The organism is Kineococcus anabasis (genome assembly GCF_054590795.1).
In genome coordinates this window covers 301,362-317,363 of the sequence record NZ_BAAIHU010000006.1, presented here as the reverse complement: position 1 = coordinate 317,363, position 16,002 = coordinate 301,362, and the positions used below count along the sequence as shown (strand labels likewise).

Sequence of the window (16,002 nt, the reverse complement as noted above, 5' to 3'; positions counted from 1 at the left end):
CGCAGCGCGCACACCGTCGCCCCGTCGGCCGCTCCCCGGGGTGCGCCGGCGCCCGCCCGTGCCACCATCTCGGGCAGGCGGGAGGGCCGCCTCGGAGCGGGGTTCGGGGTGGGGGAGGACGGTTGTCCGGAGCCGGGACGTCGGCCGGGGTGTTCGCCGGCGGCGGCGAGACCGGCCGCATCATGGCCGACCTGGACTGGGCCGCCACCCCCGTGGGCCCCGTGGCCTCCTGGCCGCAGAGCCTGCGCTCCGCCGTGCGCCTGGTGCTGTCCTCGCGCTACCCGATGCTGTTGTTCTGGGGCCCGCGGTTCACCCAGGTCTACAACGACGCCTACTCCCAGCTCATCGGGGACAAGCACCCCGCGGCGCTCGGGGAGGACGTCCGCGTCACCCTCGCGGAGGGCTGGGACGCCCTCGGCCCGATCATCGACGAGACCCTCGCGACGGGCGTGGCGAGCTGGGTCCCCTCCCTGCTGCTGCTCCTGGAGCGCTCCGGCTACCGCGAGGAGGCCTACTTCAGCGTCTCCCACGCCGCGGCCCGCGACGACGACGGCGAGGTCGCCGGCATCTTCACCGTGTGCAGCGAGGTGACCGAGCAGGTCGTCGGCGAGCGGCGCCTGCGGCTGCTGCGGGAGCTGTCCACCGTCGGGGGCGACGAGCGCAGCGTGCAGGCCACCGCGAGCGCGCTGGTGGCGGCCATGACGGCGCCGCTCGACGTGCCGCTGGCGGCGCTGTACCTGCGCGAGGGCGCGGTGCTGCGCCGGGTGGGGGTCTCCGCGGGGCACGGCGGCGGGCTGCCGGAGGAGCTGCCCCTGCAGCCGCAGGCGCTGCCCGCACCGCCGGGGGCGTCGGCCGGCGCGCAGGACCCGTGGGGGTTGCTGCGGGCGGCCGCCGGGCAGCGGGTCCGGCTGGACGGCGTCGGGGAGCGGGTGCGGGTGCCGGGCGGGCCCTTCGGGGACCCCGTCCGCACGGCCGTCGCGCTGCCCGTGCCCTCGGCCGACCGGGACCTGCCGCTGGGGGTGCTGCTCGCCGGGACCAGCGCCAGCCGCGAGCTGGACGACGCCTACTCCTCGTTCCTGGAGCTGCTCGCCCAGCAGGTGTCGGTGTCCCTGCGCAACGCGCTGGCCCACGAGGAGGAGCGCGCCCGCGCCGAGGCGCTCGCCGAGCTCGACCGGGTCAAGACGAGCTTCTTCACCAACGTCAGCCACGAGTTCCGCACCCCGCTGACGCTGATGCTGGCGCCGCTGGCCGACGCCCTGGAGGACGCCGGCGACCCGCTGTCCCCGCAGCAGCGCGAGCGCGTGGAGACGGCCCGGCGCAATGCCGCGCGGATGACGAAGCTCGTGGACGACCTGCTGCGCTTCTCCAGCATCGAGGCCGGGCGCCTGCACCTGGCCCCGCAGGAGGTGGACCTGGCCGCCCTCACCGCCGACCTGGCCGCCGCCTTCCGCTCGGCCGTGGAGCGGGTGGACCTGGCGCTGGAGGTGGACTGCCCGCCGCTGCCCGGCCCGGTGAGCGTGGACCCGGACTCCTGGGAGCGCATCGTCGTGAACCTGCTGTCCAACGCGCTGAAGTTCACGTTCGTCGGCTCGATCCGGGTGTCGCTGCGCGCGGACGGGGACGGGGTGGTGCTGGAGGTCGCGGACACCGGCATCGGCATCCCGCAGGAGGAGCAGCCCCGCCTGTTCGACCGGTTCTCCCGGGTCCACGGCGCGCGCTCGCGCAGCCACGAGGGCACCGGGATCGGCCTGGCGCTGGTGGCGGAGCTGACGAGGCTGCACGGCGGGGGCGTCGGGGTGCGCAGCAGGCCCGGCGAGGGCACCACGTTCACCGTGCGGCTGCCGGCCCCCGCGCTCCCGGCGCCCGTCCCCACCGCGGCACCCGGCGCGGCGCGCGCGGCCTCCCCGGTGGTGCACGCGGCGCTGGAGGAGGTCGCCGGCTGGGGCCCGGCTCCCGCAACCGCGCCCGGCGCGGCGGGTCCGGAACCGCAGCGCCCGGGACCGCAGCGCCCGGCGCCCCGGGACCCCGCCCGGGGCCGCGAGGACACCGTCCGGGTCCTCGTCGTGGACGACAACGCCGACATGCGCGGCTACCTCGTGCGGCTCCTGCGTGCCGAGGGCTGGCTCGTGGAGTCCGCCGCGGACGGGGAGGAGGCGCTGCGGGCGATCGCCACGCGCCGCCTCGACGTCGTGCTCAGCGACGTGATGATGCCCGGGCTGGACGGTTTCCAGCTCGTGCACGCCCTGCGCTCGGACCCGGCCACGGAGACCCTGCCGGTGGTGCTGCTGTCGGCGCGCGCCGGGCAGGAGGCCGGGGTGGAGGGGCTGGAGGCGGGGGCCGACGACTACGTCGTCAAGCCGTTCACGGCGCCGGACCTGCTGGCGCGGCTGCGCGCGACGGTCCGGCTGGCGCGCCTGCGCACCTCCCACGAGGCGCGCGTGGCGGCGCTGGCGGACACCGCCGCGGTCGTCGCCTCCGGCCGCGCGCTGGCGGAGGCCGCCGGTCTCGTCGTGGAGCAGGCGCGCGTCCTGCTGCGCGGCTCGCGGGCCACGGCGAGGCTGGACGGCGGGGACGGCCCGGCGCTGGTGTTCACCTCCCCGCAGGAGCCGGGTGACCCCGCGGGCCCCGTGGGCGCCGCCGGCGCCGTGCCCGCGGGCGCCGCCGGCGCCGTGCGGGTGACCGAGCCGGTGACCGGCCGGGACGGGCGGGTGCTGGGCGACGTGGAGGTCGAGGTGCCCGCGCGGCCCACGCGGGAGGAGCGCCTGCTGCTGCGGCCCGTGGCGCACCTGCTCGCCGCCCTCGCGGAGGGGGCCTGGCGCCTGGAGCGCGGGCGCGAGGTGGCCCTGGCCCTGCAGCGCAGCCTGCTGCCCGAGCGGCTGCCCGAGGTGGAGGGCCTGGAGCTGGCCGCCCGGTACCTGCCCGCCGCCCCGGGCCGCGACCCGCGGCACGAGGAGGCGGGGCCCGCGGTGGGCGGCGACTGGTACGACGCCGTGCGCCTGCCGGACGGGCGGCTGGCGGTCGTCATCGGTGACGTGGAGGGCCGCGGGGTGCACGCCGCGACCGTCATGGCCCAGCTGCGGACCGCGGTGCGCACGTGCCTGCTCGCGGGGCTGGCGCCCGGGCAGGTGCTGGACCGCGCCGAGTCGGTGCTGGAGCTGCTGGGCACGCCGGTGACCTGCACCGCGTTCGTGGCGTGCGTCGGGGCGGACGGGAGCGTGGAGCACGCCGGCGCCGGTCACCCGCCGCCGCTGCTGCACGTGCCGGGGGCCGTCCCCGGCTGGCTGGGCGCCGGGCCGGGCGGGGAGGTGCCGGCCGCCGACCCACCGCTGGGCGCCGGGTTCGGCGTGGCCAGGGGCACCTCCCGCGCGCACCTGCCGCCGGGTGCGGCGCTGCTGCTCTACACCGACGGGCTGGTGGAGGACCGCGAGCGGCAGCTCGAGCGCGGCACGGCGGAGCTGCTGCGCCGCGGTGGGCGGCTGCTGGCCGGTGGCGGCGCCCCCGCCGACGTGGTCACGGCGCTGCTGGCCGCGGTGGAGGGCGCGGTGGAGGGCGCGGCGGCCGCGGGATGCGGCGACGACGTCGCGGTGCTGCTGCTGCGCCGCGTCGAGGGCCCGCCGGAGCGGGCGGCGGGGGAGGTGCTGCCCGTGGAGGAGGTGCTGCGCTACCCCTCCACGCTGCGCGCGCCCTCGGCGGCGCGCCGGGACCTGCGCCGGCTGCTGGGGGCGGCGCGGGTGGCGGACGACGTGGTCGACGAGCTGCTCGTGGCGGTCTCCGAGGCGGTCAACAACGCCGTGGAGCACGCCCTGGCGCCGAGCCGCCCGGAGGTGGAGGTCCACCTGCGGGTCGGCCCGGACCGGGTCCGCGTCACCGTGCAGGACTTCGGCAGCTGGCGGGAGCGCCGCTCCGCGATGGACCGCGGCCGCGGCTCCGCGCTCATGCGGGCCGTGGGGGAGGTGCGGGTGGTGTCCACGGCGACGGGGACGGCCGTCACGATCGAGCGCGTGCTGCGCTGACGGCGCCCTGACGGCGCTCGTGCCCGGCGGCCGCTCCCGGGGAGGGCCGTCGGGCGGCCCGCGTCAGGACGCGGCGGCCTGCTTGAGCCTGGAGCCGGCGGTCAGCCGCGCACCGCGGGAGGCGGGGATCTGCAGCTCCTCGCCCGTGCGCGGGTTGCGGCCGGTGCGCGCCGCCCGCTCCACCCGCTCCAGGGTGAGCAGGCCGGGCAGGCGCACGGTGTCGCCGGTGCGCACCGCCTCCACGAGCACGTCGTCGAGGGCGGTCAGGACGGCGTCGGCCTGTTCCTGCGGCACGCCGCTGCGGGTGGCCAGGGCGGTGACGAGCTCGGTGCGGTTCACGGGACTCCTACCGTCGGGGTGGGCGCGGTGCTGTTCAGCGTTCCTCCCGGAAGTCGACGTGCCGCCGGGCGCGCGGGTCGTACTTGCGCAGCACGAGCCGGTCGGGGTCGTTGCGCCGGTTCTTGCGGGTGACGTAGGTGAAGCCCGTCCCGGCGGTGGACCTCAGCTTGACGACGGGGCGGACCTCGGTGGACCGGGCCATCAGATCCTCTCCCCGCGTGCGAGCAGGTCGGCGACGACGGCCTCGATGCCGCGCCGGTCGATGGTGCGGATGCCGCGCACGCTGACGTCGAGGGAGATCGTGCGGCCGAGGCTGGGCACGAAGTAGCGCTTGCGCTGGACGTTGGGGTCCCAGCGGCGGGAGGTGCGGCGGTGGGAGTGGGAGACGGACTTGCCGAAGCCGGGCACGGCTCCGGTCACCTGGCAGCGGGCGGGCACGGGGCACCTTCCTCCGGGGGCGGGACGGGGAACCACGCTAGTATGGATAACCATTCCCAACAAACCGCACCGGAGGACACCGTGAAGAAGGACATCCACCCCGACTACCGCCCCGTCGTCTTCCGTGACCGCTCCGGGGGTCTGTCGTTCCTGACGCGCTCGACCGCGGCCGCCCGCGAGGAGGTCGAGTGGGAGGACGGGCGCACCTACCCCGTCGTCGACGTGGACATCTCCGCGGCCAGCCACCCGTTCTGGACCGGCACCAGCCGCGTCATGGACACCGAGGGTCGCGTCGAGCGGTTCCGGCGCCGGTACGGCTCGGGCGCGAAGGGCTGATACCGTCGTGGCAGAATGAGAAACGTTCTCAACATCTGAGGGAGGACCCATGCTCGCCCCGCTGCCGCTGACCGTGGTGACGTCGATGGACGCCGTCCTGCGCGACAGCGCCACCACCGGGGTGCTGTGCGACGTGCCCGGCACCGTCGTCCTGCGCTACGACCTCGGCCCCGGGCGCGCGGACGGCCTGCGGCGCACCGTCTCCGACACCGGCGGCCTGGTCGAGCGGGTCGCCGTCCCGCTGGAGCACACCTGCCTCGGCTGCGCGCTGCGCGAGGACGTCGTGCCCACCGTCGCCGCGGTCGCGGCCAGCGGCCGGTGGGAGCGCGTCGTGCTGGCCCTGCCCGTCTCCGCCGAGCCGGTCACCGCCCTGCAGGCCCTGGCGGTGGCCGAGCACACCGGCACGCCCCTGTCGCGGCTGGTCACCGTGACCGGGCACGTCTGCGTCGTCGGCACCGGCTCCCTCCTGGAGGACCTGTTCGGCGACGAGCTGCTCGCCGAGCGCGGCGCCGGCCTCACCGAGGACGACCGCCGCGCGGTGGGGGAGGCGCTCGCCGGCCAGCTGCAGGAGGCCGACGCCGTCGTCTGCGACTCGGGCCCCGGCCCCCGCGCCCGCGCCGTCCTGGCGCACCTGGCCGGACCCGGGATCCCCGTCCTCGGGCTGCACTCCGCCTCCTCCGCGGCGCTGCTGGCCCGCCGCCGCGACGCCGGGGAGGTCCCCGGCAGCCGCAGCGACCTGCTGCGGGCCCGGCCCACCGGCGCCCTGGACCGCGAGGGCGTCTGGACGCTGGAGCTGTCCTCCCCCCGCCCCCTGCACCCGGGGCGGCTGCTGGAGCGCGTCGAGGACCTCGGCGCCGGCCGCCTGCGCGCGCGGGGTGTGTTCTGGCTGCCGGGGCGCCCCGACACCGCCTGCGCCTGGGACGGTGCGGGCGGGCAGCTCTCCATCGGCGACCTCGGCACCTGGGGCTCCGGGCGGCCGGGCACCCGCCTCGTCGTCACGGGCGTCGACGACGACACCGCCCGGCTGCGGCAGGCCTTCGCCGACGTGCTGGTGCGCCCCGAGGAGCTGCGGGCACCGGACCCGGCGTGGTCGGTCGACGACGGTTTCACCCCGTGGCTCGGGCCGGTCCTGGTGCCGGAGGAGGACCTCGACGAGCTCGACGCCGGGGCGTGCGGCCCGGGCGGCGCCCGGGCCTGAGCCCTCCCGGGGCGGCCGCGGCTCCTCAGCCGGCCGCGCCGTCCCCGGCGGTGTCCTGGCCGGTGTCCTGGGCGGTGTCCCCAGCGGTGTCCCGGGCGGCGCAGGCCGCGCAGATGCCGAACACCTCGACGACGTGCTGGACGTCGACGAAACCGTGCTCGGCGCCCACCCGGCGCGCCCACGTCTCCACGGCCGGGCCCTCGACCTCCACGGTGCGCCCGCAGCGGCGGCAGACCAGGTGGTGGTGGTGCCCGCTGGAGCAGCGCCGGTAGACCGCCTCGCCGTCGTCGGTGCGCAGCACGTCCACGTCGCCGTCCTCGGCGAGGGCCTGCAGCGTGCGGTACACCGTCGCCAGGCCCACCGCGTCCCCGCGCGAGCGCAGCCGCGCGTGCAGGTCCTGCGCGGAGAGGAACCCCTCGGCCTCGTCGAGGACCGCCGAGACCGCCGAGCGCTGCCGGGTCGACCTGCGCTGCGGGACGGTCATCGGGGGGTCCTTCCGGGCGGTGGGAGCGGTGGGCCGGCCCACCGCGTCAGACGATAACCCGAGCGTGCTCGCCCCGTGACGCGCTCGCCGCGGGTCTGCGCCGTGCGGGTGGGACGTGCGGGTACCGGGATCTCCCCGGCGCGGCGCGCGGGCAGGGCGTAGCCTCGTCCACCGCCACCGTGCACACCGCCGCGTCCCGCCGCGGTGCGCACGGCGGCCCGGTGCCGCGAGGTGCGGTGCCGGCTCCGCACGCCCGCCGACACCCAGCCGGATGGAGCCCACCGTGGCCAAGCAGTCCTCGTCCGAGAACCGACTCGACGCCGTCACCAGCCTCGCCAAGCGCAGGGGTTTCGTCTTCCCCTGCGGGGAGATCTACGGCGGCACCCGGTCCGCGTGGGACTACGGCCCGCTGGGCGTGGAGCTGAAGGAGAACATCAAGCGCCAGTGGTGGCGCTCGGTGGTGCAGTCCCGCGAGGACGTCGTCGGCCTGGACTCCTCCATCATCCTGCCCCGGCAGGTGTGGGAGGCCTCCGGCCACATCGACGCCTTCGTCGACCCCCTCGTGGAGTGCCAGTCCTGCCACCGCCGCTACCGCGAGGACCACCTGCAGGAGGAGTTCGCCGAGCGCAAGGGCCGCCCCGACCCGGACGCCGTCCAGCTCGCCGAGGTGCCCTGCCCGAACTGCGGCAACCGCGCCTGGACCGAGCCCAAGCAGTTCAACGGCCTGCTCAAGACGTTCCTCGGCGTCACCGAGGACGAGTCCGGCCTGGCCTACCTGCGCCCGGAGACCGCGCAGGGCATCTTCGTGAACTTCCTCAACGTGCTGGGCGCCTCCCGCCGCAAGGTGCCGTTCGGCATCGGCCAGATCGGCAAGAGCTTCCGCAACGAGATCACCCCGGGCAACTTCATCTTCCGCACCCGCGAGTTCGAGCAGATGGAGATGGAGTTCTTCGTCCAGCCCGGCACGGACGAGGAGTGGCACCAGTACTGGATCGACACCCGCCTGCAGTGGTACGTCGACCTCGGCGTGACCGCGGACAACCTGCGCCTCTACGAGCACCCGCAGGAGAAGCTGTCCCACTACTCCAAGCGGACCGTCGACATCGAGTACCGCTTCGGCTTCTCCGGCTCGGAGTGGGGTGAGCTGGAGGGCATCGCCAACCGCACCGACTTCGACCTGTCGACGCACTCCAAGCACTCCGGCGCGAACCTCACGTACCTGGACCCGGCGACCAACGAGCGCTACACCCCGTACGTCATCGAGCCCGCGGCCGGCCTGACGCGCTCCCTCATGACGTTCCTCGTCGACGCCTACGCCGAGGACGAGGCCCCCAACACCAAGGGCGGCGTGGACGTGCGCACCGTCCTGCGCCTGGACCACCGCCTCGCCCCGGTCAAGGCGGCCGTGCTCCCGCTCTCCCGCAACGAGCAGCTCTCCCCCAAGGCGAAGGACCTCGCCGCGGAGCTGCGGCGCAGCTGGAACGTGGACTTCGACGACGCCGGCGCCATCGGGCGCCGCTACCGCCGCCAGGACGAGATCGGCACCCCGTACTGCCTCACCGTCGACTTCGACACCCTGGAGGACCAGGCGGTGACCATCCGCTCCCGCGACACGATGCAGCAGGAGCGGGTGGCCCTGGGCCAGGTCACCGCCTGGCTCGGCGCCCGCCTCACCGGCTGCTGAGCCGCGGGGGAGGGGGCGGGGCCGTGGACGCCGGTGGCGAGCAGGTCGGGCTGGACCTGCTCGCTACCGGCGGCCTGCTCACGGACGCCGAACGCGGCTGGCAGCGCCGCGTCGCGGAGTTCGTCGGGCAGCACATCACCCCCGTGGCCGACGCCGACTTCGAGGACCGCCACTTCCGCGCCGAGCTCGTGGGCCGGCTCGGCGGGCTCGGTGTCCTGGGCATGCACCTGTCCGGGTACGGCTGCGCGGGAGCCGGTCCGGTCAGCTACGGGCTGGCGTGCATGGAGCTGGAGGCGGGCGACACCGCCTGGCGCACCTTCGTCTCGGTGCAGGGTTCCCTGGTGATGACGGCCGTCGCGCGCTTCGGCAGCGAGGAGCAGCGCTCGCGGTGGCTGCCGGAGCTGGCGGCGGGGCGCGCCGTGGGGTGTTTCGCCCTCACCGAGCCGGGCGCCGGCAGCGACCCCGCGGCGATGACGACGACCGCCCGCCGCGACGGCAGCGACTGGGTCCTCGACGGCGCCAAGCGCTGGACCGGCCTGGCGTCCGTGGCCGACGTCGCCGTGGTGTGGGCGCGGGCGCAGGACGGCGTGCGGGGTTTCCTCGTCCCCACGGGCACACCGGGTCTGGCGGTGCGCGACATCGGCAACAAGCTCTCCCTGCGCGCGTCGGTGCAGTGCGACGTGTTCCTCGACGGGGTGCGGCTGCCCGCCGGCGCGGTGCTGCCGGGGGCGCTGGGGCTGCGCGCGCCCTTCGCCTGTCTCGGGCAGGCCCGCTACGGGATCGTGTGGGGGGTGCTGGGCCCGGCGCGGGAGTGCCTGGCGGCGGCGGTGCGGCACGCCCGGCGGCGGCGGGTGTTCGGGAAGGCGCTGGCGGAGCTGCAGCTCACCCAGGCCAAGGTCGCGGACATGACGGTGGAGTACTCCAAGGGCCTGCTGCTGGCGCTGCACCTGGGCCGGCTGGCCGAGGCGGGGGAGCTGACCCCGGCGCAGGTGAGCGTGGGCAAGCTGAACAACGTCCGGGAGGCGCTGGACATCTGCCGCACGGCGCGCACGGTGCTGGGCGGGGACGGGGTGACGAGCGACTTCCCCGTGATGCGGCACATGGCGAACCTGGAGGCGGTGCGCACCTACGAGGGCACCGACGAGATCCACGCCCTGGTGGTGGGACAGGCCGTGACGGGGGTGCGCGCGTTCGGCTGAGCGCGCGGGCGCGCAGGACGCGGCCGCCCGGGTGCCGGGGGTGGCTGGCCGGGGGAGGATGCGGCGGTGCCAGGACGCGCGAGCACGCCCCCGCCGAAGCCGTGCGCCGTGTGCGGCCGGACCATCACGTGGCGGCGCAGGTGGGAGCGCGACTGGGACGCGGTGCGGTACTGCTCCGCGGCCTGCCGCCGCTCCGGGCTCGGGGAGCGGGACCTGGAGCTGGAGCGCGTGGTCCTGGCGCTGCTGGACGCCCGGGCGCGGGAGGCGACGATCTGCCCCTCGGAGGCGGCGCGCGCCGTGGGCGGGGAGCAGTGGCGGGAGCTGGTGGAGCCCGCCCGCGCCGCGGCCCGCCGGCTGGTGGCGGGCGGCGAGGTGGAGATCACGCAGGGCGGGGCGGTGGTGGACCCCTCGACCGCACGGGGCCCGGTGCGGATCCGCCGCGTCCCGCGCTCGGCGCAGCCGGAGCGGGTGCCGCGCCGGCGCTGAGACCGCTCAGGCACCCCCGGCGGGCGCGGTGCTGGCGCGGACCACGAGGTCCGTGGCCAGCTCCAGCCGCAGGCTCGGCGGCGGGTGGTCCGCGGCCAGGTCCAGCACGAGCCGCGCCGCCGCCTCGCCCATCTCCAGCAGCGGCTGGCGCACCGTCGTCAGCGGCGGGCCCATCCACGCCGCCACCGGCAGGTCGTCGTAGCCGACCACGCTGAGGTCCCCGGGGATGCGCAGCCCCAGTTCCGCGGCGACCTGGTAGAGGCCCATCGCCTGCAGGTCGCTGCCCGCGAAGACGGCCGTGGGGCGGTCGGGGCGCCCCAGCAGGAGGCGGCCGGCGGCGTGACCGCCCTCGACCCGCCAGTCGCCCCGGGCGACCAGGCCCCCTTGCGCCACCGGCCGCAGGGAGTCGTCGTCCTCGGGCACCCCCGCGGCGAGGAGCGCGGAGCGGAACCCGCCGAGGCGCGCCCGGTTCGGCAGCCGGCCGGGCGGGCCGGTGACCACCCCGGTGCGCCGGTGCCCCAGCGCCAGGAGGTGCTCGGCGGCGGCCCGCCCGCCCTGCCAGTTCGTCGAGCCCACCGACGCCACCGCGGGCACGGGCTCGCGGACCGGGTCGAGCACCACGTGCGGCACGCCGGCGGAGCCCAGCCGGTCCCGCTCCTCCTCGTCGTCCAGGCCGAAGACGATCACCACGCCGACGGGGCGGCGCGCGAGGACGTCCTCCACCCAGCTGCCGCCCGCCTCGCGCCGAAGGCTGGCGTCGGTCAGCGCCACCTGCAGGCCGTGCGCGGCGGCCACCCGCTGCACGCCGTTGACGACCTCCAGGGACCACATGCGGTCCAGGCGGGCGAAGACGAGGTCGAGCCTGCCGTGCAGGACGTGCCCGGGCGGCCGGGCCGTCCACGCACCGCCGCCGGACGGCTGACCGCCCCGGCGCACGTAGCCGGCGTCGGCGAGGGCGTCCTCGACGCGGCGGCGGGTGCGCGGGGCCACCTGCCCCACGCCGTTGAGGACGCGGGAGACGGTGGCCGTGGAGACGCCCGAGGCGGCGGCCACGGCGGCCAGCGTGGCGGGCCCGGTGTCGCGCGCGGTTCCGGGGGGCGGTGGCACGGGCAGATCGTAGAACGCCCGGGCCCCGCCGGTTCCGGGATTGTTTCCGAAAGCTTGCGGTAACGCCCGCGGCCGTTCTACTGTCGCGCTCCGTCCGCTACGAGGAGGTAGCCCGTGCCGCAGTCCGGCCCCGCGCCCCGCACCACCACCCCCCGCCCCGCCCGCGCCCTGCGCCGGGTCGCCGCGGCCGTCCTCGCCCTCGCCGGCGCCGGCGCGGCCGTCGCGCTGCCCGCCGAGGCCCGCGCCGTGAACGCCGAGGTCGTCACCGGCACCCAGGCTGGCGGGAAGGCCGTCGCCCTCACCTTCGACGACGGCCCCAACGGCGCCGACACCCTGCGCCTGCTCGACGTGCTGCGCGAGAACCACGTCAAGGCCACGTTCTGCGTGGTGGGCGACCAGGTCCTGGAGTACCCGGACGTCGTGCGGCGGATCGTCGCCGAGGGCCACACCCTGTGCAACCACACGCTGCACCACGACAACGTCGCGGACTGGACGCCCGAGCAGGTCCGCGCGGACCTCGAGGCCACCAACGCCGTGATCCGCTCCGTCGTGCCGAAGGCGAGGATCCCGTACTTCCGCGCCCCGTTCGGCGCCTGGGGCGCCAGCCCGCAGGTCGCGGCCGACCTCGGCATGCAGCCCCTCGGCTGGCAGTCGCTCATCTTCGACTGGGACCCGGCACCGGCGCCGGACGTCCTCGCCCAGAACCTGCGCGACGCCATCCAGCCGCGTGCGGTGGTCCTCGCGCACGACGGGCCCGCGAACCGCTCCGGCACGGTCGACGCCGTCGCCACCGTCATCCCCGAGTTCAAGGCGAAGGGCTGGCACTTCACCCAGCCCGCGCACCGCGGCTGAGACGTGAGGACCACCACCATGACCAGCCCCACCCCCCGGCGCGGGCGGACCCGCCTCGCCGCCCTGCTCACCGCGGGCCTCGTCCTCGGCGGCGCCCAGGCGGCGACCTCCGCGCCCGCCCCCGTCCCCGTCGCCAAGCACGCCCCCGTCACCGGCGGGGAGTGGATCGGCACCTGGGCGAGCGTCCCCACCGCCGTCCCCGCCGGCGGCGTCACCACCCTGCGCGACCAGACCGTCCGGCAGGTGCTGCACGCCAGCATCGGCGGCGACAGCCTGCAGGTGCGCTTCACCAACGAGTTCGGCGACGCCCCGCTGGTCATCGGCGAGGCGCGCATCGCCCTGCGCGCCAAGGGTTCCACCGGCACCGGCATCCAGCCGGGCACCGACCGCAGGCTCACCTTCGGCGGGCGGACCTCCACGACCGTCCCGGCGGGTGCGCCGCTGCTCAGCGACCCCGTCCAGCTGACCCTGCCCGACGGCGGCGACCTCGTCGTGAGCATCCACCTGCCCGAGAGCACCCGCGTCACGACCCTGCACGCCTTCCCCTACCAGGACAACGCGGTCGCGAAGGGCAACGTCACCGCCGCGCAGGAGCTCACCGGCGCCTCGACCCTGGGCCAGTGGTACTTCCTCTCCGGCGTCAGCGTGCTGGCCCCGGAGCGCGACGACGCCGCCGCGATCGTGGCGCTCGGGGACTCCATCACCAACGGCGCGGAGACCACCCGCGGGGCGAACCGCCGCTGGCCGGACCTGCTCGCCGAGCGGCTGCGGAAGGCGCGCAACCTCCCCGAGCGCGGGGTCCTCAACCAGGGCGTCGCCGGCAACCGGCTCCTGCACGACCCGAACCCGCCCGCCGGGTCGGCCGCCGAGGGCTTCGCCGCGTTCTTCGGCGAGAGCGCCCTGCGCCGCTTCGACCGGGACGTCGCCTCCCAGCCGGGCGCCGACTACCTCGTCGTCCTCCTCGGCGTCAACGACCTCGGGCACCCCGGGACCGTGGCGCCGGAGTCGGAGACGGTCACCGCCCAGGAGATCATCGACGCCCACCGCCAGCTCATCGCCCGCGCCCACCAGCAGGGCATGGCGGCCTACGGCGGCACGATCCTGCCGTTCGAGGGCGACGACCTCGGCTTCTCCAGCCCGGAGAACGAGGCCGCCCGGCAGCAGGTCAACCACTGGATCCGCACCAGCGGGGAGTACGACGCCGTCATCGACTTCGACGCCGCGCTGCGCGACCCGGCGAACCCGCGCCGGCTCGCCCCCCGGTACGACTCCGGGGACGGCCTGCACCCCAACGACGCGGGCATGCGGGCCATGGCGGACGCCGTCCCGCTGAAGCTCTTCCGCTGAGGGTCCGGGGCAGCGGTCATCATGGTGACGTGACCGCTGCCCCGCCCCTGCACCCCAGCACGCCTCCCACCCCGGCGCAGGCCCCCGCCCTCGCGCCCCTGCGCATCGGCCCGCACGTCTCGGCCAGCCCCATCGTGCTGGCCCCCATGGCCGGCATCACCAACGCCGCCTTCCGGCGGCTGTGCCGGGAGTACGGCGGCGGCTACTACGTCAGCGAGATGGTCACCTCCCGCGCCCTGGTGGAGCGGACGCCGGAGTCCATGCGGCTGGTCACCTTCGACCCCGACGAGCGCCCCCGCAGCGTGCAGCTCTACGGCGTGGACCCGCTCACCGTGGGCGCGGCCGTGCGGATGGTCGTCGAGGAGGACCTCGCCGACCACGTCGACCTCAACTTCGGCTGCCCCGTGCCCAAGGTCACCCGCAAGGGCGGCGGCGCGGCCCTGCCGTGGAAGTCCGCCCTCTTCACGCAGATCGTGCGCGCCGCCGTCACCGAGGCCTCCCGCGCCGGCATCCCCGTGACCGTGAAGATGCGCAAGGGCGTCGACGAGGACCACCTCACCTACCTCGACGCCGGCCGCGCCGCGGAGGCCGAGGGGGTGGCCGCCGTCGCCCTGCACGGGCGCACCGCGGCGCAGCACTACTCCGGGCAGGCCGACTGGGACGCGATCGCCCGGCTGAAGGACGCCGTCACCAGCGTGCCCGTGCTGGGCAACGGCGACATCTGGAGCGCCGAGGACGCCCTGGAGATGGTGCGGCGCACCGGGTGCGACGGCGTCGTCGTCGGCCGCGGCTGCCTGGGCAGGCCGTGGCTGTTCGCGGACCTGGAGGCCGGTTTCGCCGGGCGCCCCGAGCGGGTCCGGCCGGGCATGGGACAGGTGGCCGACGCGCTGCGCCGCCACGCGCAGCTGCTCGCGGAGCACTACGGCGACGAGCTCAAGGGCTGCCGCGACATCCGCAAGCACATCGCCTGGTACCTCAAGGGCTACGTCGTCGGCGGTGACCTGCGCGCCCGCCTCGGCCTGGTGGGCACCCTCGCCGCGCTGGAGGAGCTGCTGGCCGGCCTCGACCACGACCAGCCGTACCCCGGCGACACCGCCGAGGGACCGCGCGGGCGCGCCGGATCCCCGCAGCGGGTCGCGCTGCCGGAGGGCTGGCTGGAGGACCGGGAGCTGTCGGGCGCGGCGCTGGAGGTCGTCCGGCAGGCGGAGCTGTCGGTGTCGGGTGGCTGAGCCGGACGCGGCGGCGGGCTACTCGGCGCAGGACACCGAGCGCTGGGCGGCGGAGCCCCCCAAGACCCACGGCCGCAGCGCCTTCGCCCGCGACCGCGCCCGCGTCCTGCACTCCGCGGCGCTGCGCCGGCTGGCGGCCAAGACGCAGGTGGTGGGCCCGGGCAGCGACGACTTCGTGCGCAACCGGCTCACGCACTCCCTGGAGGTCGCGCAGGTCGGCCGGGAGCTGGGCGCAGCCCTCGGGTGCGACCCGGACGTGGTGGACACCGCGTGCCTCGCGCACGACCTGGGGCACCCGCCGTTCGGGCACAACGGCGAGCAGGCCCTGGCCGAGGTGGCCCGCGACATCGGCGGTTTCGAGGGCAACGCCCAGACCCTGCGGCTGCTGGCCCGCCTGGAGCACAAGGTGATCTGCGCGGACGGGCGCAGCGCGGGGCTGAACCTGACGCGGGCCAGCCTGGACGCGGCGACGAAGTACCCGTGGACCCGCGACGCCGGCCCGCACCCGACCCGCAAGTTCGGCGCCTACGCCGACGACGGGGACGTCTTCGCCTGGCTGCGCGACGGGGCCCCGCGGGGCAGGCGCTGCGTGGAGGCGCAGGTCATGGACTTCGCCGACGACGTGGCCTACAGCGTCCACGACGTGGAGGACGCCGTGGTCGCCGGCCACGTGCGGCTGGACTGGCTGCGCTCGCGGGAGACTCGCAGCACGGTCGCCGCGCTCGTGCGACAGTGGTACCTGCCCGCGGTCGGCGACGAGGAGGTCGACGAGGCGCTGCTGCGGCTGGCGGCGCTGCCGTTCTGGGCGGCGGAGCCGGCGGGGGAGGTGCCAGGCGGGCGACGGCACCTGGCGGCGCTGAAGGACATGACGAGCCAGCTCATCGGCCGCTTCGCCCGCGCCGCGGAGACCGCGACCCGCGAGCGGTACGGGCCGGGCCGGCTGACCCGCTACGGCGCGGACGTCGTGGTGCCGCACGCCACCGCCGTGGAGGTGGCCGCGCTCAAGGGCGTGGCGGCGGTGTTCGTGATGGTGGCGCTGGAGCGGCAGCCGCTCTACGCCCGGCAGCGGGAGCTGCTGCTGGAGCTGGTCGCGGTGCTGCTGCGGCACGCGCCGGCGGAGCTGGAGCCGCCCTTCGCGGAGGACTTCGCCGCGGCCGGTGACGACGCGGCACGCCTGCGGGTCGTGGTGGACCAGGTGGCGTCCCTGACGGACCTCTCGGCGGTGGCGCTGCACGCCCGCCTGGCCTGAGCCCCGTCCGGCGGCCCGCCGGACGGGGTCGGGCGCGCGGT

General features: G+C 76.5%; 15 protein-coding genes. 10 read left to right on the top strand and 5 right to left on the bottom strand.

Annotation, left to right across the window (positions count from 1 at the left end; translation table 11 throughout):
* Positions 1 to 122: 122 nt before the first annotated feature.
* Positions 123 to 4,013, top strand: coding sequence for an ATP-binding protein (locus tag ACYQBY_RS10275; protein WP_459643753.1), 3,891 nt, complete (start codon positions 123 to 125; stop codon positions 4,011 to 4,013).
* Between the two features lie 63 nt (positions 4,014 to 4,076).
* Here the strand turns inward: ACYQBY_RS10275 and ACYQBY_RS10270 are convergent, their stop codons facing one another.
* The 3 genes from ACYQBY_RS10270 to rpmB are packed head-to-tail and all read right to left on the bottom strand — an operon-like array spanning position 4,077 to position 4,790.
* Positions 4,077 to 4,352, bottom strand: coding sequence for an HU family DNA-binding protein (locus ACYQBY_RS10270; RefSeq protein ID WP_459643752.1), 276 nt, complete (start codon positions 4,350 to 4,352; stop codon positions 4,077 to 4,079).
* Positions 4,353 to 4,386: 34 nt separating this feature from the next.
* Positions 4,387 to 4,554, bottom strand: coding sequence for a 50S ribosomal protein L33 (gene rpmG / locus ACYQBY_RS10265; protein WP_459643751.1), 168 nt, complete (start codon positions 4,552 to 4,554; stop codon positions 4,387 to 4,389).
* Positions 4,554 to 4,790: a 50S ribosomal protein L28 gene (gene rpmB, locus ACYQBY_RS10260; RefSeq protein WP_459643750.1), complete on the bottom strand. Its 237-nt coding sequence runs from the start codon at positions 4,788 to 4,790 to the stop codon at positions 4,554 to 4,556. Before rpmB ends, rpmG begins: the two co-directional genes overlap by 1 nt.
* 81 nt (positions 4,791 to 4,871) lie before the next feature.
* Here rpmB and ACYQBY_RS10255 point away from each other — a divergent pair, with 81 nt between their 5' ends.
* Positions 4,872 to 5,126 (top strand): type B 50S ribosomal protein L31, encoded by a 255-nt coding sequence (locus ACYQBY_RS10255; RefSeq protein ID WP_459643749.1) that lies wholly within the window; start codon positions 4,872 to 4,874, stop codon positions 5,124 to 5,126.
* Between the two features lie 49 nt (positions 5,127 to 5,175).
* Positions 5,176 to 6,324, top strand: a complete 1,149-nt coding sequence (locus ACYQBY_RS10250; protein ID WP_459643748.1) for a GTP-binding protein — start codon at positions 5,176 to 5,178, stop codon at positions 6,322 to 6,324.
* Between the two features lie 25 nt (positions 6,325 to 6,349).
* On the opposite strand, the gene ACYQBY_RS10245 is transcribed toward ACYQBY_RS10250, so the two are convergent.
* Complete coding sequence (locus ACYQBY_RS10245) at positions 6,350 to 6,808, bottom strand: Fur family transcriptional regulator (RefSeq protein WP_459643747.1); 459 nt, start codon at positions 6,806 to 6,808, stop codon at positions 6,350 to 6,352.
* A 271-nt stretch (positions 6,809 to 7,079) separates the two neighbouring features.
* Here ACYQBY_RS10245 and ACYQBY_RS10240 point away from each other — a divergent pair, with 271 nt between their 5' ends.
* The 3 genes from ACYQBY_RS10240 (at position 7,080) to ACYQBY_RS10230 (ending at position 10,177) form a co-directional block, all read left to right on the top strand.
* The gene (locus ACYQBY_RS10240; protein WP_459643746.1) at positions 7,080 to 8,492 is read left to right on the top strand and encodes a glycine--tRNA ligase; all 1,413 of its coding nucleotides are present in this window, start codon (positions 7,080 to 7,082) and stop codon (positions 8,490 to 8,492) included.
* Positions 8,493 to 8,515: 23 nt separating this feature from the next.
* Positions 8,516 to 9,691 (top strand): acyl-CoA dehydrogenase family protein, encoded by a 1,176-nt coding sequence (locus ACYQBY_RS10235; protein ID WP_459643745.1) that lies wholly within the window; start codon positions 8,516 to 8,518, stop codon positions 9,689 to 9,691.
* Between the two features lie 66 nt (positions 9,692 to 9,757).
* Positions 9,758 to 10,177, top strand: coding sequence for a DUF3253 domain-containing protein (locus tag ACYQBY_RS10230; RefSeq protein ID WP_459643744.1), 420 nt, complete (start codon positions 9,758 to 9,760; stop codon positions 10,175 to 10,177).
* Between the two features lie 6 nt (positions 10,178 to 10,183).
* On the opposite strand, the gene ACYQBY_RS10225 is transcribed toward ACYQBY_RS10230, so the two are convergent.
* Positions 10,184 to 11,284, bottom strand: a complete 1,101-nt coding sequence (locus ACYQBY_RS10225; RefSeq protein WP_459643743.1) for a LacI family DNA-binding transcriptional regulator — start codon at positions 11,282 to 11,284, stop codon at positions 10,184 to 10,186.
* A gap of 114 nt (positions 11,285 to 11,398) precedes the next feature.
* Here ACYQBY_RS10225 and ACYQBY_RS10220 point away from each other — a divergent pair, with 114 nt between their 5' ends.
* Genes ACYQBY_RS10220 through ACYQBY_RS10205 form a run of 4 tightly spaced genes read left to right on the top strand, consistent with a single transcriptional unit; the run spans position 11,399 to position 15,961 of the window.
* A complete protein-coding gene (locus tag ACYQBY_RS10220; RefSeq protein ID WP_459643742.1) occupies positions 11,399 to 12,136 on the top strand; it encodes a polysaccharide deacetylase family protein in 738 nt (245 codons plus the stop codon).
* Positions 12,137 to 12,154: 18 nt separating this feature from the next.
* A complete protein-coding gene (locus ACYQBY_RS10215; protein WP_459643741.1) occupies positions 12,155 to 13,483 on the top strand; it encodes an SGNH/GDSL hydrolase family protein in 1,329 nt (442 codons plus the stop codon).
* 47 nt (positions 13,484 to 13,530) lie between these two features.
* Entirely contained in the window at positions 13,531 to 14,712 is a 1,182-nt protein-coding gene (dusB, locus tag ACYQBY_RS10210; protein WP_459643864.1) for a tRNA dihydrouridine synthase DusB, read from the top strand.
* Positions 14,705 to 15,961: a deoxyguanosinetriphosphate triphosphohydrolase gene (locus tag ACYQBY_RS10205; RefSeq protein ID WP_459643740.1), complete on the top strand. Its 1,257-nt coding sequence runs from the start codon at positions 14,705 to 14,707 to the stop codon at positions 15,959 to 15,961. Before dusB ends, ACYQBY_RS10205 begins: the two co-directional genes overlap by 8 nt.
* The last annotated feature ends 41 nt before the right edge of the window (positions 15,962 to 16,002 follow it).

Coding starts and splice junctions, on each gene's coding strand:
- rpmG (WP_459643751.1), bottom strand. CDS start 4,554: ATGGCCCGGTCCACCGAGGTCCGCCCCGTCGTCAAGCTGAGGTCCACC.
- ACYQBY_RS10250 (WP_459643748.1), top strand. CDS start 5,176: ATGCTCGCCCCGCTGCCGCTGACCGTGGTGACGTCGATGGACGCCGTC.
- ACYQBY_RS10245 (WP_459643747.1), bottom strand. CDS start 6,808: ATGACCGTCCCGCAGCGCAGGTCGACCCGGCAGCGCTCGGCGGTCTCG.
- ACYQBY_RS10240 (WP_459643746.1), top strand. CDS start 7,080: ATGGAGCCCACCGTGGCCAAGCAGTCCTCGTCCGAGAACCGACTCGAC.
- ACYQBY_RS10215 (WP_459643741.1), top strand. CDS start 12,155: ATGACCAGCCCCACCCCCCGGCGCGGGCGGACCCGCCTCGCCGCCCTG.